This is a genomic window from Prevotella melaninogenica ATCC 25845 (assembly GCF_000144405.1).
GTDB classification, from domain to species: domain Bacteria; phylum Bacteroidota; class Bacteroidia; order Bacteroidales; family Bacteroidaceae; genus Prevotella; species Prevotella melaninogenica.
The window spans coordinates 343,787-360,011 of record NC_014371.1 but is presented as its reverse complement, the minus strand read 5'-3'; the positions used below and the strand labels follow the sequence as shown (position 1 = coordinate 360,011).

14 protein-coding genes are annotated in these 16,225 nt (G+C 40.5%); 5 read left to right on the top strand and 9 right to left on the bottom strand.

Annotated features, from left to right (window positions below):
- Positions 1–47: 47 nt before the first annotated feature.
- The 5 genes from HMPREF0659_RS08505 to HMPREF0659_RS08480 all read right to left on the bottom strand — a co-directional run bounded on the left by HMPREF0659_RS08505 (position 48) and on the right by HMPREF0659_RS08480 (position 6,992).
- Positions 48–1,004, bottom strand: a complete 957-nt coding sequence (locus HMPREF0659_RS08505) for a DUF6057 family protein (RefSeq protein WP_013265393.1) — start codon at positions 1,002–1,004, stop codon at positions 48–50.
- Between the two features lie 4 nt (positions 1,005–1,008).
- Positions 1,009–3,093 (bottom strand): alpha amylase C-terminal domain-containing protein, encoded by a 2,085-nt coding sequence (locus HMPREF0659_RS08500; RefSeq protein WP_013265605.1) that lies wholly within the window; start codon positions 3,091–3,093, stop codon positions 1,009–1,011.
- 40 nt (positions 3,094–3,133) lie between these two features.
- On the bottom strand, positions 3,134–4,246 hold the full coding sequence (locus HMPREF0659_RS08495) for an MORN repeat-containing protein (RefSeq protein WP_013265735.1): 1,113 nt from the start codon (positions 4,244–4,246) through the stop codon (positions 3,134–3,136).
- 1,144 nt (positions 4,247–5,390) lie between these two features.
- On the bottom strand, positions 5,391–6,329 hold the full coding sequence (locus HMPREF0659_RS08485) for a ribose-phosphate pyrophosphokinase (protein ID WP_004359899.1): 939 nt from the start codon (positions 6,327–6,329) through the stop codon (positions 5,391–5,393).
- Between the two features lie 54 nt (positions 6,330–6,383).
- The gene (locus tag HMPREF0659_RS08480) at positions 6,384–6,992 is read right to left on the bottom strand and encodes a thiamine-phosphate pyrophosphorylase (protein WP_044046046.1); all 609 of its coding nucleotides are present in this window, start codon (positions 6,990–6,992) and stop codon (positions 6,384–6,386) included.
- A 73-nt stretch (positions 6,993–7,065) separates the two neighbouring features.
- On the opposite strand from HMPREF0659_RS08480, the gene nspC reads away from it, so the two are divergent.
- The 4 genes from nspC to HMPREF0659_RS08460 all read left to right on the top strand — a co-directional run bounded on the left by nspC (position 7,066) and on the right by HMPREF0659_RS08460 (position 12,840).
- Positions 7,066–8,232, top strand: coding sequence for a carboxynorspermidine decarboxylase (gene nspC, locus HMPREF0659_RS08475; protein ID WP_013265133.1), 1,167 nt, complete (start codon positions 7,066–7,068; stop codon positions 8,230–8,232).
- A gap of 59 nt (positions 8,233–8,291) precedes the next feature.
- Entirely contained in the window at positions 8,292–8,987 is a 696-nt protein-coding gene (locus HMPREF0659_RS08470; RefSeq protein ID WP_013265415.1) for a DnaJ domain-containing protein, read from the top strand.
- Positions 8,988–9,485: 498 nt separating this feature from the next.
- Positions 9,486–11,033, top strand: a complete 1,548-nt coding sequence (locus HMPREF0659_RS08465) for a Gfo/Idh/MocA family protein (RefSeq protein WP_013265597.1) — start codon at positions 9,486–9,488, stop codon at positions 11,031–11,033.
- A 145-nt stretch (positions 11,034–11,178) separates the two neighbouring features.
- A complete protein-coding gene (locus tag HMPREF0659_RS08460; RefSeq protein WP_013265464.1) occupies positions 11,179–12,840 on the top strand; it encodes an IS1182 family transposase in 1,662 nt (553 codons plus the stop codon).
- A gap of 136 nt (positions 12,841–12,976) precedes the next feature.
- On the opposite strand, the gene HMPREF0659_RS08455 is transcribed toward HMPREF0659_RS08460, so the two are convergent.
- From HMPREF0659_RS08455 to rpsF, 4 genes are all read right to left on the bottom strand, one after another.
- Positions 12,977–14,050 carry an AAA family ATPase gene (locus HMPREF0659_RS08455; RefSeq protein WP_013265260.1) on the bottom strand — a complete coding sequence of 358 codons (1,074 nt, stop codon included), beginning with the start codon at positions 14,048–14,050 and terminating at the stop codon, positions 12,977–12,979.
- A gap of 86 nt (positions 14,051–14,136) precedes the next feature.
- Positions 14,137–14,664 carry a 50S ribosomal protein L9 gene (rplI, locus tag HMPREF0659_RS08450; RefSeq protein WP_004359905.1) on the bottom strand — a complete coding sequence of 176 codons (528 nt, stop codon included), beginning with the start codon at positions 14,662–14,664 and terminating at the stop codon, positions 14,137–14,139.
- A gap of 15 nt (positions 14,665–14,679) precedes the next feature.
- On the bottom strand, positions 14,680–14,949 hold the full coding sequence (gene rpsR, locus HMPREF0659_RS08445; protein ID WP_004353605.1) for a 30S ribosomal protein S18: 270 nt from the start codon (positions 14,947–14,949) through the stop codon (positions 14,680–14,682).
- 3 nt (positions 14,950–14,952) lie between these two features.
- Positions 14,953–15,297 (bottom strand): 30S ribosomal protein S6, encoded by a 345-nt coding sequence (gene rpsF, locus HMPREF0659_RS08440; protein ID WP_004359906.1) that lies wholly within the window; start codon positions 15,295–15,297, stop codon positions 14,953–14,955.
- Between the two features lie 137 nt (positions 15,298–15,434).
- Here rpsF and HMPREF0659_RS08435 point away from each other — a divergent pair, with 137 nt between their 5' ends.
- Positions 15,435–15,638, top strand: a complete 204-nt coding sequence (locus tag HMPREF0659_RS08435; RefSeq protein WP_013265420.1) for a hypothetical protein — start codon at positions 15,435–15,437, stop codon at positions 15,636–15,638.
- Positions 15,639–16,225 lie beyond the last annotated feature (587 nt).

Genomic DNA, 16,225 nt, shown 5'->3' with positions numbered 1-16,225 from the left:
ATTTGTAAAGATATTTCTAACCTAAATTTATTGTATAAAGAAGAATGCTACTTCGCATAATAATAGGAAGCATAGCTACCTTTTTTATAAGGTGCAATAAGTCTTAATCCTCGGTTCTTAAGCGAGAGAATCTTGAGAGCTTCTTTATAATAACGTGGACGAAGGCTATCTGCAGGATAATACTGTGGAAGATAGCGAGCAAAGTCATTAAGATTGCGATCTAACAAGAAACCTGTCAACTGATAGTTAGCTGAATTACGGGTAACTTTATAGAGTACACTATCAGGTTGTAGCCACGAATGTACCTTTCCTGGGCGTAATGTACTTGCCCCACCCTCCAAAGGATAATGGAAAAGACTGTCTGCTAAATGACCTCTACGCGCAACTGCATAGACGGTTAGCATAGATGTTACAGAATCCGTATGCGGCATTGTTCGTACTACATCCAATGCACCTGCATAATCCTTTTTATCAATCAAAGCTTCAACTTTAGCACGTTGATGAAAATACCTATCACTATTACTAAAGAGTCCTATAAACAAGAAAAAGCCAAGAAAAAGCAATAGGTTTATCCAAATCATCTGTGAAAACGGACCATAGCTGCGCGATTCTGGCTCATAAGGTTCAAAGCGTTTGACAGCAAACATTACAAAAGTGTAAACTAACAATAGTAAAGGAGCTATCCATAACCAATTGCCAAACGTTACGCTATCGGCTGTAGGACGAAGGTCAGAGATGATTGTAAGAATAAGAAAAGATGGAAAGTAAGTCAAGCCAAAGCCACGCTTCTTCAACTTAAACAATGAGCTTACACCCATTTGGAGTAACTTTAAAGTAAATGTTATCAGCACTGCACCCAACATTGGATCATAGAAGGTTTGCCTTCCTGAAGCCAAGTGCTGTACTACGGTCATCACATCTGCTTGATAGAAAAACAGATAACAGAATGTGAATGAGCAAAATAGTACTGCGCAAATAGCACGCATAAACTTACTTTCCATCATGAATTTATTTCTTTCTCAATACTACAGCACTACGAGCTGGTATATAAAGTTTGAGCCAGCCTTTATGATCTTTCTCATAAAGAGGGTCGCTATTTGTGAAATGCTCTACTGTATCATCAGCAAAGCCAAAGCCACCAAACTCTCTGGCATCTGTGTTTAATACTACATTATAAGATCCCTCTGGCACCAAGAAACCATAATCAGAATAAGAATGTGATGGTGAGAAGTTAAATACAAAGACTAACTCTCCCCTACTAAATGCCAATATCTGGTCGCCATCATTGTGCCAAATCTCTTGGATAGGAGTCTCATTAAACTTCTTCTCACTTGTAATTACCTCCAACATCTTACGGTCGAAGTCGCCAAGCAAGTGATAGCATAATTCCTCATTATCAACCAAGTTCCACTGTCGACGGGCATACTTATGGCTCCATCCATTTCCTTCACGTGGAAAATCAATCCACTCTGGATGACCAAACTCATTACCCATGAAGTTCAGATAGCCACCATTAATAGCAGCAATAGTGGCAAGACGAATCATCTTATGCAGTGCAATGCCACGATGAGTCATCTCTGTTTCGTCTCCCTTACGGAAATGCCAATACATATCTGCATCTACTAACCGGAAGATAATAGTCTTATCGCCCACCAACGCTTGGTCGTGTGATTCGCAATAAGAAATAGTTTTCTCATCAGAACGTCGATTCTTTATCTCCCAGAAGATAGAAGATGGCTTCCAAGCCTCGTCTGGTAATTCCTTGATAGTCTTTATCCAGTAGTCTGGAATATTCATTGCCATACGATAATCAAAGCCGTATCCACCATCTTTAAACTTAGCTGCTAAACCTGGCATACCCGACACTTCCTCTGCAATCGTTACTGCATTCTTGTTTACCTCATGGATAAGACAGTTGGCAAGTGTCAAATAACAGATAGCGTTATCATCCTGATGACCATTGAAATAATCAGCATAGTTGCAGAATGCTTCACCTAATCCATGACTGTAATAAAGCATTGAAGTCACACCATCAAAGCGGAAACCATCAAAGTGATATTCCTCTAACCAGTATTTACAGTTAGACAAAAGGAAGTGGAGAACCTCGTCTTTACCATAGTCGAAACATAGCGAATCCCATGCTGGATGCTCATGACGCTCACCCGGATAGAAGTATTGATTAGGATCACCAGCTAAGTTGCCCAAGCCTTCCACCTCGTTCTTAACAGCATGAGAGTGGACGATATCCATGATAACAGCAATGCCATTCTTATGCGCTTCATCAATGAGTGCCTTCAACTCTTCAGGCGTTCCGAAGCGTGAACTGGCTGCAAAGAAAGAGCTAACGTGATAACCAAAGCTACCATAATAAGGATGTTCCTGAATAGCCATAATCTGAATGGCGTTATATCCGTCCTTAATTATACGTGGTAATACCTTCTCACGGAACTCATTATATGTTCCAACCTTCTCCTCATCCTGTGCCATACCAATGTGGCACTCATAAATCAGGAGTGGAGAGGTCTGTGGCTTAAAGGTCTTTTTCTTCCAAACATATGGCTCAGCAGGTGCCCATACCTGTGCAGAGAAGATTTTGCTTGCTTCATCTTGAACAACACGTTGTGTCCAAGCAGGGATGCGCTCACCTTCTCCACCTTCCCAATGTACACGCATCTTGTAGTACTGACCATGCTGCATAGCATCATGTGGGAGCGTAAGTTCCCAGTTACCAGTACCTTCAATCCTGTGACATTGATAGGCTTCTTGCTCATTCCAACCATTGAAATCACCAACAAGATAAATCTCAGTAGCGTTAGGAGCCCATTCACGAAATACCCATCCGTCAGCTGTCCGATGCAAACCATAGTAGTTATGGCCATTTGCAAAATCCGAGAGTGTCAACTTACCATTCTGAGTAAGCTGATTCATCTTCCAAAGAGCATGCTCGTGACGTCCACGAATTGCATCCTCATAAGGAGCCAAATAGGCATCATTCTTAACGAGTCCTATGTGAGACGGCTCCTTCACTTTTGTCGTTTTAGCAGAAGTCTTTTTGACTGGAGCCTTCTTTGTTGTGGTCTTCTTTGTAACCATGGTAGATAAGCTTTATGTTATTTGTTATATTTTGTAAAGACTAATTCGTATAGCGTTTTCCTCTTTCATAATAACCGCTGGCAGTTACTTTACCATTCTTATCACGCTCAATGAACTTTCCATCACGGTGGTCATCACGATAGTTACCTTCAAAACGTACGCCATCTGCAGACTCCTCAACAGCTGTTCCATTTCTTTTGCCATTGTGGTAGCTGCCACGGAACTTACTGCCATCAGCATAGTGTATGATGATTAGTCCTTCTAATAAACCATTTCGGAACTGCCCTTCATACACATCCTTATTCTTCTTGGTCAGTTTACCCTGTCCGTTCTGCATGTCTTTCTCCCAATAACCTACATAGATATCGCCATTATTCCATGACATTGTACCATAGCCAGACTTAAGTCCTTTAAGGAAATGGCCAGAATATTGGTCGCCATTCTTATAACGGAAGATGCCTTGTCCTGTGCGTTCGCCATCTAAATATTCACCATCATAGCTTTCACCATCCTTGAATTTATAGATTCCCTTACCATTCTGTAGGTCATTCTTCCACTCTCCATTATATTCATCACCATCAGCATAAATATAAATTCCTTTACCTTCTTTTAGGTTATTCACCCAATTTCCTGTAAACGATGAGCGGTCAGGCCATTTGAAACTACCATGTCCGTTCTTCATGTCGTTCTTCCATGAGCCTTCATAAAACGCTCCATTGGCAAAAATATACTTTCCTTCACCACTTCTTTTGTCATGGTCCCAGTTGCCAATATACTTATCACCATTGTAATAATACATTGTTCCCTGTCCCTGCTGATAGTCCTTGTACCATAAACCATCATAACGATTACCATTGGCAAAGTAGTAAACACCTTGCCCATGTTGCTGATCTTGGAACCACTGACCTACATACTTCTCACCATCTGCAAACTTATAGGTTCCTTGTCCATGGCGTAAACCTTTCATATAATCGCCTTCATAGACATTACCTTTCTTATAAGTTGTTTTTCCTTTACCATTTGGTTTACCACGGAACATCTGTCCATGATAAGTTCCTCCATCCGTTGTTGTACAAGTACCTATCTCTATGTTTTGTGCAAAGAGATACGAAGGAAGGAGAAGTAACAATATGATGATATATTTATGTTTCACGTTTCTCGTTTTTAGTTTATTATAATTAAAATAACCTATATGCAAAGATACCGATTTCAACTGAGAACAACAAATTTATAAAACATTTTTAAGCCATGTTCTCAAAATTACGTTTGTAAGCATTTACTTTTACAGAGAAGGGGCGAAATCCATTGTAAATGATAAAGAAATTTGAACAAAGTGAGGGAATATGATATTTAAACTAATAGGATAAAGTTCTCTTTTTATAATTAAATTTTCAAGATGTGTCACTATAAAAAAGCAGACATTGAATTATATCTTATTTCTTTGTAAAAGTAAGTTCAATATCAAACTAATATCTGCAGCGGGTGATATAACACCTTTGCAACCTCAATCTGTAATCACATTGACTATATTTTACAAAACAAAGAACATTCAACACCAATGCTATTTACCATCCGCACAAATGGTGTTAAGCCTCCGCACATTATGTGCTAAGCCTCCGCACAACATGTGCGCATCATCAGAATGTTGGGTAAAGACAAGGATATAGATGCTTTATTACCATTACAACATTGCATAAAACATCTCTTCTATATGTTTCTTGGAGAACTTCATCGAGAAAGAACACTCATTACAAAAGAATTAAAGGGCACAGCAAGTAATTTGCTGTGCCCTTTAATACCCACATTTCTGTGAGCTCTTTGAGCTTGACTTTTGGTTCGCGCCTCTCGGCGTTCCCCAATCATCTTGCATCATTGTTATCCTTTAATCAATCTCTTATTACCTTAACTAAACCTATTTTAAATCTAACCTGAACAATCTCTTTTGTTCTACCTTAAAATAATAACTAAAAACCTAAATCTATTACTACTAACCTAAACAATCTATATTTGTCTTTTGACAATGCAAAGGTACAACTGTTTGCGCACACAACAAAACTTTTTCACGATTATTTTCAGCAAAACGACGTTTATTGACATACATCAAGTGAAATAACAAAGAAGGGATATGGGAAAGAAGGAGGAAAGAAGTTGACTTATAATAAGCAAATGCCATAAGACAAAAGCCATCTTTTGGGCAGAATAAGCACAAATAAAAAATGTTGGAACACATAAACTATGCGTCCCAACATTATAATATATCCTTTTATAAAAAAGACTTATCTTACGTCATTCCTTAATTATATAAGGTACTGGCTTGAGATACTCTCATTGTTCAATACACGCTGGATTGTTTCTGCAAACATATCAGCTACAGAAATCTGCTTTACCTTTGAGCAACGATCTGTATATGGAATAGAGTCTGTGAAAACCATCTCCTCCAACGCAGAAGCCTCTACACGCTCAGTAGCAGGACCACTCATCACACAATGAGAAGCAATAGCACGTACACTCTTAGCACCTGCCTCCTTCATAACGTCAGCTGCCTTGGTGATAGTACCAGCTGTATCAACCATATCATCAACGATGATAACGTTCTTATCTTTCACATCACCAATAATCTGAATTGTATCAACGACATTGGCACGTGCACGAGTCTTGTTACAAAGAACCAGTGGACAACCGAGATACTTAGCGTAAGTATTAGCACGCTTAGAGCCACCTACATCAGGACTTGCTATAACAAGATCCTTCAAATGTAAGCCCTGAACATAAGGAAGAAGAACACCGCTTGCATAGAGATGGTCAACAGGAACATTGAAGAAGCCCTGAATCTGATCTGCATGTAAGTCCATTGTAATCAGACGGTCGATACCAGCAACACTCAACAAGTCGGCTACTAATTTCGCACCAATGCTGACACGTGGCTTATCCTTACGATCTTGACGCGCCCAACCAAAATAAGGCATAACAGCGATAATGTGACGAGCTGAAGCACGCTTAGCCGCATCAATCATCAAGAGCAGCTCCATAAGGTTGTCAGAGTTTGGGAAAGTGCTCTGTACAAGGAAGACATCCTTACCACGAATACTCTGCTCGTAAGAAACGACAAATTCGCCGTCAGAGAAGCGGGTCATCACCAAGTTACCAAGCGGACAGCCAAGGCTGGCGCAGATTTTCTCAGCAAGGTATCTCGTCTTTGTACCAGAGAATACCAAAAAAGAGTTATTTTCACTCATTTCTTTTAGTTGTTTATATTGATAACGTATAAATCTTTATAAGTCTCTGTGTCATTAACAGAGGGCACGCAGCTTACGGAAGTGATTAATGATAGAGCTAAAATTCTGTTCATTATAAATACGAAACTTATCCCATAAGTCGTTCCGAACCACTACTCCACCAAAGTCAAGCTCACGAAGAATAGGTATATCGTCTATCGTCACACCACCCATTGCATAAACATGTCGCCCAAGAATGCCCTGCCTATAAGCCTCGTTTAATTCAAGATCAGAGATAACACGCTCTTCTTTTTCCGATTGTTCACGAGGTTGGTGGATATTCTTTAGAAAGACATAGTCCGATTGTTTCTTCATAGCCTTTAGCTGCATCACATCATCACAAGTTCTACTTAGAGAGCCACGATAGCCACGAGGCACAGCAATACTTGAGTTATCCAAGTGGATACCACCCAAAGAAAACTCATTCTTCATATTAAAATGCTGATGTATTGTGATTTTACGATGATATTCAGAAGGCAAAAGTGAAAGAAGACGCTCCAAATAAAGTGGGGAAGTATCTGCCTTCGAGATATGGAGACTATCAAGTCCTTCCTCGAAAAGCATACTTAAAATCTTATCTTCTTCCACAAAATACGTGGACTTAGTCATGATGACCAGTTTCATGCCTTTAGTTTATTTGTATTGCAAAGGTAGAGATTATTTCCCATAACTGCAAATTTTTCCTTATATTTGCACCATGAAAATAAATCCATTAACATACGCCGAACTCTCTCGCCCAATGTATGTGCTGGAAGAGGCAAGGCTCAGAGAAAATCTAAACCTCATTGCTCACGTGGCAAAAGAGGCTGATGTTGAGATTATTCTCGCATTCAAAGCATACGCTTTATGGCGTACGTTTCCTATTTTTCGTGAGTATATCAAGGCTACAACAGCCTCCTCTCTCTTTGAAGCTCGACTTGGCTTTGAGGAATTTGGAGCACCCACACACACCTTCTCACCGGGCTATACGGATTACGAAATTGACGATATCGCTCGCTGTTCATCACATCTTGTTTTTAATTCATTGACACAATACGAGCGTTTTCACGTACGTGCCAAGATTGAAAATGAGAAGTTGAGTTTCGGTTTGCGTGTGAATCCTGAGTACTCAGAGGTGGAAACGCTCATTTATAACCCTTGTGCGCCTGGTACTCGCTTTGGAATATCATCCGATAAGCTACCAGAAACGCTGCCAGAGGACATTGATGGCTTTCATATCCACTGTCATTGTGAAAGTGGTAGCGATGTCTTCGAGCGTACCTTAGTACATATAGAAGAGAAGTTTGCCAAGTGGTTCCCTCAACTAAAGTGGATTAACTTTGGTGGTGGCCATCTCATGACACGCAAAGACTATGACGTTAAACGTCTGATACATGTCTTGCGAGGATTCCGCAAACGCTATCCGTGGCTTAAGGTTATCCTCGAACCAGGCAGTGCCTTTGCTTGGCAGACGGGTCCACTGGTAGTACAAGTTGTTGATATAGTAGAGGATCATGGCATAAAGACAGCTATCCTCAATGCAAGTTTTACCTGTCACATGCCCGATTGTCTTGAAATGCCTTACCACCCAACCATTCGTAATGCAAAACTTGTCGATGAAGATGGTTCTGCAAAAGGCGAATATACCTACCGATTGGGTGCCAACAGCTGTCTGAGTGGTGACTGGATGGGCTCGTGGGACTTTGGTCATACACTGGAAGTAGGCGAAAATATTATCTTTGAAGATATGCTCCACTACACGACTGTCAAGACAAATATGTTCAATGGTATCAGTCACCCAGCTATCGCCCTACTCCATACAGATAACGAACTCGAAATGCTTCGCGAATATACTTACGAGGATTATCGTGACAGAATGGACTAATGGCACATTATTTGCTACCTTAAAGACGGTATTAAAACATTAATTAAGGAAGAAATATTATGGCATTTATAGATTATTATAAGATTCTTGGTGTTGACCGCAACATCCCTCAAAAAGATGTGCGAGCAGCCTATAGAAAGAGAGCTAAGCAGTTTCATCCAGACTTACATCCAAACGACCCAAAGGCAAAAGCTAAATTCCAAGCATTGAGCGAGGCGTTTGAAGTTATCGGTGATCCTGACAAGCGCGCTAAATACGATAAATACGGAGAGCAGTGGCGTAATGCTGAAGCCTACGAAAATGCTGGTGGCTTTGGTGGATTCCAAGGTGGACAAGGTGGTGGAAACCCATTTGGTGGATTCGACTTTAGCAGTTTCGGTAATGGCGGAGGTGGTTTTAGCAGCTTCTTCCAAGACCTATTCGGAGGCGGTGGACGTCGCCGTTCATCTGGATTTAACACGGGTAGAGCACATGGACAACAGCCAACAGGACAGATGGAGGCTAATGTCGGCATAGATCTTTACACGGCTCTTTTAGGTGGTGAAGTCGTTATTCAACTCTCTGGTGGACAGAAAGTAAAACTGAAGGTTAAACCATTGACACAAGGTGGAACAAAGGTTCGCCTACGTGGTAAGGGTTATGACCGAGGCGATGGCACCTTCGGCGACCTTATTATCACCTACAATGTGAAACTTCCTGACCACCTCACTGACCGTCAGAAAGAGCTGATTGAGCAGATGAGACGCGAAGGATAATAAGCATATAGACACAATAAAGGAACTTTTACTCAATGTAGGAGTTCCTTTTTTGTATCACAAGCATTATCATACAAGCCCATCATTAGACCAAAATATCACTTATTCATATTAAGTAGGTATAGTTATTTGATAAGTGTTGACCAACAACACATGTGGTGCTTACCATCCGCACCATTGGTGTTCACCATCCGCACCACACGTGCTAAGCATCAACATATCGATAAGAAAACGAGAGAAAGAACCTTTTTTGTCATTATAATATAAGTAAGAAACTAATGATTAACAAATCATAGTTTCTCGACTTGACAGCATTACCCCCCATATTTAGACATGAGAAATAACACTGAATAGTTGACTCTTACTAAACAACGACTCAATCATTAGGAAAAAGGAGAAGTCATACTTCTTTTGTTTAAATATTTTTTAGTATCTTTGCCTACAAATACTTTGAACATTAGAATACAAAATTTACCAATAAACAAATAACTAAAAACAATGAGTATCAGAAAATCAATAGCTGCTGCGTTTATTCTTGGTAGCTTACTCTTACCATCAAGCGTATCGGCTCAATTCAATTGGCCATACAAGGTGACCAATGGAAAAGCTGTAACAGAAGTTCCAGTACGTGCAGCTGGACAGGAAAGTGCATTGAACATGACGACACCTAAGTTAAAGGTTGTTCGCGTAGCTTTTGTTGGTTTAGGAATGCGCGGTCATGATGCTGTAGAGCGTTGGACACACATCCCTGGCATCCAAGTAATGGCTCTCTGCGATTATGAGCGTGACAGAGCTGAGAGATGTCAAGAATATCTGCGTAAAGCAAGTATGCCTGCAGCCGACATTTACTCTGGCGAAGATGGCTACAAGGAGCTTTGCAAGCGTAAGGATATTGACCTTGTGTATATTGCTCCAGACTGGAAGCACCACTTCCTTGTTGCCTACGAGGCTATGAATAATGGTAAGCACGTTGCTGTAGAAGTACCTGCTGCCATGAACCTTACAGAAATTTGGAAACTCATCGATATATCTGAGAAGAAGCGTCTGCACTGTATGATGCTTGAGAACTGCTGCTATGACTTCTTTGAGTTGAACTCACTAAACATGGCACAGAAAGATGTCTTCGGTGAGATTCTTTATGTTCAGGGTGCCTATCGTCATGAACTATCTAAATTCTGGGACGCATATTGGAAGAAGGATGCACAAGACAAGTTAGGTTGGAGATTAGATTACAACCAGAAGTTCCGTGGTGATGTCTACGCTACTCATGGCTTAGGTCCTATCGCACAGGTTCTGAATATCCACAGAGGTGACAAGATGAATACGCTTGTTGCAATGGATACAAAGTCTGTTAACGGTAAGAAACAGGTTGAAAAGATGACTGGTGAGCCTTGTAAAGATTTCCGTAATGGTGACCAAACAACCACCCTTATCAGCACTGAAAACGGAAAAGTTATTGAGATTCATCATAATGTAATGACCCCACAGCCATACAATCGTATGTATCAGCTTACTGGAACAAAGGGTTTTGCCAATAAGTATCCTTTTGAAGGCTTTGCTCTTTCTGCTGAGGAAATGAAGAAATCAGGTGTTACTCCGTCATCTGACAACCTTTCAGGTCACTCTTATCTTTCACAGGTTGACACCAAAGCATTGATAGAGAAGTATGAGAGTCCTATCGTTGCTAAATATGAGAAGCAGGCAAAAGAAGTTGGTGGACATGGTGGTATGGACTTCATCATGGATTCACGTTTGGTTTACTGCTTGCAGAATGGTCTTCCTTTGGACATTGACGTTTATGACTTGGCTGAATGGTGCTGCTTAGCTGAGTTAGGTTCTATCTCTATGGACAATGGCAACATTCCTGTAGAGGTGCCTGATTTCACACGCGGAGAGTGGAATAAGGTTAAGGGATTCCACCACGCTTACGCATCTCCTACTGATGAAGCACAGGCTGCGGCAGACGCAATGGACTTCACAACTAAGTTGAAGGAAAAAGGTAAGAAATACTGGGAGAAGGTCGACAAGGCTACAAAGAAGAAATAAACTCCTACGAAAACTAAATATACAAATGAGGGTGTGTCAAAATGTACACATCCTCTTTTTTATGCACAAAGCCCCGACTTTCTCAAGCCAGGGCTTTGCTATTTCCTAAAGTTTTTGTACCTTTAGGCATACAAAAAATCTCATTATGACAAAGGTACACTTTCGTTCTTACATACACAAGAAAATGATTCTTTTTCCTCAAAGAATCGATAAGGATATCGCAGAAGATGACCCTGTTCGTCTTTTAGACGCCTTGGTGGATAATCTTATGTTGGATAATGTCTACAAACTTTATAAGCCCAGTGGTCGCAAGCCTTATCATCCACAAATGATGCTCAAGGTGATTCTTTACGCCTATATGAATAATATCTATTCCTGCCGTCGTATAGAGTCTCTTCTCAAGCGTGACATTCATTTCATCTATCTTGCAGGATATGAGCAGCCTGATTTTATTACCATCAATCGTTTTCGTAATCGTGTGAAAAAGGAAATCAACAATATATTCACACAAGTCGTATTAGTACTTGCAGCCAAAGGTTTGATAAGTCTTGACGTTGAATATATTGACGGCACAAAAATAGAATCGAAAGCTAACAAGTATACCTTCGTTTGGAAGAGAACCGTGGAAAAGAACCGCGCCAAGTTGCAGGAACAAATACGCACACTTTTGCTTCAGGTTGATGATGTCATAGCGCAGGACAATGCCGCTAAAACAGAAGGTGTCGAGTTTACTGCAGCTCTGCTCGATGAGATATCCGAGGAATTGAACAAGTCTTTGGAATCAGCCCCTGAGCCTAAGACTAAAGAAGATAAGCAGGCTGTTAGAACCAAGAAAAAACAGCTTAAAGAACTTGAGAAGAAACGTAATAAACTCCAGGAGTATGACCAACACCTTGAGATTATGGGAGAGAGAAACTCCTACAGCAAGACCGACCCTGATGCCACGTTTATGCACATGAAGGAGGACGCTATGCGGAACGGACAGACTAAGCCTGGATATAATCTGCAGATAGCAACGGAGAACCAGTTCATCACCGACTTTGCACTCTATGCCAATCGTACCGATACACTCACACTACCTTCTTTCTTGGAGTCTTTCAAATCACGCTATCATCGTTATACCAAGACAGTCGTAGCCGATTCGGGGTATGGCTCCGAGGAGAACTATCTGTTCATGGACGTACATAATATGGAAGCCTATGTGAAGTATAACTACTTCCATAAAGAGCAGCGTCCACGCTACACACCTAACCCATTCAGTCCCGCAAGCCTTTATTATAATAAGGAACAGGATTTCTACGTCTGCCCTATGGGACAGCATATGAAGCGTATAGGTATGAAGCGTTCCCTAACCTCTAATGGATTCGTTACTTACAGCGTACGTTATCAGGCAGAACGCTGTGATGGTTGTCCCTTGAGAGGCTCATGTTTTAAGGCAAGAGGGAACAGAATTATAGAAGTAAACCACCAACTACAGCACTATAAACAAAAGGCACGGGAACTACTGACCTCGGAAGAAGGCATCAAGCATCGAGGACGAAGGTGCATAGAACCTGAAGCTGTTTTTGGACAAACAAAATATAATAAAGCCTACAAGAGGTTTAGGCATTTTGGGAAAGACAAGGTCAATATGGACTTTGCCTTCTTCGCTATTGCCTTTAACATAGGGAAAATGTGTAGAAAAACCAATCTCAAGGAACTAAAAGCCGTTATGGAGCTACTTTTAGTCACCTTCAGATGCTGTATACAAGTTTATATAGGTTATTTAAAGCCCAATAAATCATTTTATATGAAATTAGCAGCATAGCTGCAGTAAATAACGAATTATGTGGTACACAAAGTAAAGGAAGAATAAAAAAGAGGATGTATCAATTTTGACACACCCTCATTTGTTTTACTTTAAAGTGGTAAAGCTATTCTTTGACACAGAAAACATTAACTCTTTATTTCTTCAAAGCTAAATTGTAGTTATAATATTCCGTATTACCAGTGATGTCCTCAAGTACTTCAATAAATGGAGGGAAGTTCACATCTTCATGGTCAACGATTCCCTTTGTCTCCAAAATTTGAAGATTAGAGGTTGGAGCAAGGTAAGTGTCAAGTTCAAAGAACTGACCACGCCAGATAAAGGTCTTGCGAATCTTGTGGATAGACTGACGATAAGGATCTGCCTGACGCATCAATGATTCATATAGATTATTATCTATCTGTCGCTCAGTAACAACCTGTTCATTATTCGGTAAAGTCTTCTTTGTTGTACGAACATTAACCGAAACACCATTCAGAGTACGACGACGTAGACGCACCTCACTGCGAGGTTCTGAGGTTAGATAGGTCTGTGTAATCTCACTTTCGATAGCATCAGGAATCTCACCTGTCAATCGAACAATGTATTTACGCTCCTCGACAATCTGCTGTGGAATCTCCAAGACATTAGAAATATCCTGTATAACACGATTAATCTTTGTGTCGAAGTTCTCGTGATTATTGATAACACGCAAATGAGGATGCTCTGACCAAGCCTGAATAACCTTCTTATCAAGTTCGCGTGCAAGCTCAAGCCCTTCTGTACGTTCAGCATTAGTAGCAGTGGTATAGAACTGTTCTGCTCCATCCGCAGCACTCACAAGGTGAAGAACTGCATCATAACGAGCACGAAGTTCCTCGGAAGTTGTTCCTACACCAGCTGTAATCTCTTTCCACATCTCTGGCTTCATATAAGCAGAGATATCCATTGTACCACGATCACATACTATAATCGTAGGTTTATCAATGGTCTCAGCCATACGCGTAAACTTATCTTCCAAAGCAAGCTGAACCTCCAATGTTGCCTTCTCTCCTTCATAGAAGAACGCAGCATTATCTGTAAGATAATCCATACCCGCCTGAGAGAAGAGCGTTGGAACTTCTGGAATGATAAACACCTTATAGCCAAGACTTGAGAAATGCTCAATGATCTTGACAAGTGCTGTCGTTTTTCCGGCACAAGGTCCGCCGGTAAGTACAATTCGTTTCATAATGACTAAAAAATCCCCTCCACCCGAAAGTGAAAGGGATTATTATCTAACATTACTGCTTTACAGTGCAAAATGTCAATATAAAATTACTCAGCTGCAGGAGTCTCCTCCTCAGCTACAGGTGCCTCTGCTGGCTGCTCTACTGGAGCCTCCTCAACAGCAGGTGCTGGCTGGTTCTCTGCAACAACAGTTACAGGAATCTTAACCTCAACCTCCTTGTGGAAGTGTACAGTAGCCTCAGATGTGCCAACCTTCTTCATATCGCGCATTGTAACAATCTTACGATCGATTTCAATACCACGCTTAGCAAGTTCCTCAACAACAGTAGCTGCGTTTACTGAACCGTAAGTTACGCCAGTAGCAGATACCTTAGTTGCAATAACAAGCTCTACACCATCCAACTGAGCTGCCTTCTTCTCTGCCTCAGCCTTAAGAGCTGCGAGCTTAGAAGCCTGCTGCTTCAAGTTCTCTGCCAACTGCTTCTTTGCAGATGGAGAAGCGATGATACCCTTACCAGTTGGGATGAGATAGTTACGGCCATAGCCGTTCTTCACATTAACGATATCGTTCTTGTATCCAAGACCGATAATATCTTCTTTCAAAATAATTTCCATCTATTGACCTCCTTTTTACTTCATCAAATCGGTTACGTATGGAAGGAGCGCAATCTGGCGTGCACGCTTAACAGCTTGAGCCACACGACGCTGATACTTCAAAGAAGTACCTGTAATACGACGAGGAAGAATCTTACCCTGCTCATTGAGGAACTTCTTCAAGAACTCGCCATCCTTATAATCGATGTACTTAATACCGCTCTTCTTGAAACGGCAATACTTCTTCTTCTTTGTATCGATAGAAGGAGCGGTCAAATAACGGATTTCTGATTTCTGCTCTGCCATGATTTAAGCCTCCTTTTTAGCTGCCCATTTAGCACGACGCTTCTCAGCATAAGCTGCAGAATACTTGTCCTGCTTAACGGTGATGTAACGAATAACCTTCTCGTCACGACGGAAGCCGGTCTCGAGAGTGTCGATAACTGTTGGTTCTGCGTTGAACTCTAACAATGCGTAGAAGCCAGATGACTTCTTCTGAATGTTGTAAGCCAACTTCTTCAAACCCCAAGCCTCCTCGTTCAAGATCTCAGCGCCATTGTCGGTGAGCAGTTTCTTGAATTTAGCGACCGTTTCCTTCATCTGTTCATCAGACAAAACGGGAGTCAAAATGAAAACGGTTTCGTATTGATTCATACTACTTAAAAATATAAAATTGTGAATTAAATTACACCTGCTTTCGCATAATGCGGTGCAAAAGTAGTAATTTTTATGCAACTGACCAAATATTTTTTGTACTTTTGCGCCAATAAATAGTATATTTACACTTTTGTATGAAAAGATATATCAAATACTTAGGCATTGCAGACATTATTTTAGGTCTGCTTCTGTTCGCACTCCATGTCATTCTCCACTTCAATGGGAACGAGCTTCTTTTCGGTGGATTAGCACTGGTCTTGAGTGGTGTTATCATATTTGTAAGGGGAGAGCGTTTAGTCTCATTCCAATCTTCAAAGGAGGAAGAGAAGGAGGATTAACAGGATTTTTCGTTAAATATGTGGATGTTTTTCGTATCGTTTTACTGGAAGTCAAAGTTAAACATCAAAGAAAAACATAGGCAAGATTGTCAAACTACCTATCTTATTAACACCTTCCAACATAGAGCCCCCTTTCTTCTTGTATGTTGATAATTCGTAGACAAAACCTTGAAAAATCATTACATAATTTCAAATAAAACATCTATAAATAAGGACAAAAACACGTATAAAAAACAAGTCTGCAACCAACAGAAAATCAATTAGTTATAAAAAAGCGCAAGAAAAGGTGCTTAATTGGACTTCAAAAGGGCGTTAATAAGCGTCTTAAAGGGCACCTATTGCAAGTCAATTAGGCGTCTTTAAAAAGCCAAAAGAGCATGTATTGATTTCGAATTGCATGAAAATAGCTTACAAATATCTATCGATATAAGAACAACTTGTTTATAAAAGATGGATAGACATGATAATTGGTAGATATTTAACCCAAGTCGGTCATTAGAACCTAAAAGGTTTTATATTATATAAAAAGGTGTATGCAACCTCTTTATATAATATTATAGAAGATAGAATGGCATCAAAACAACTCT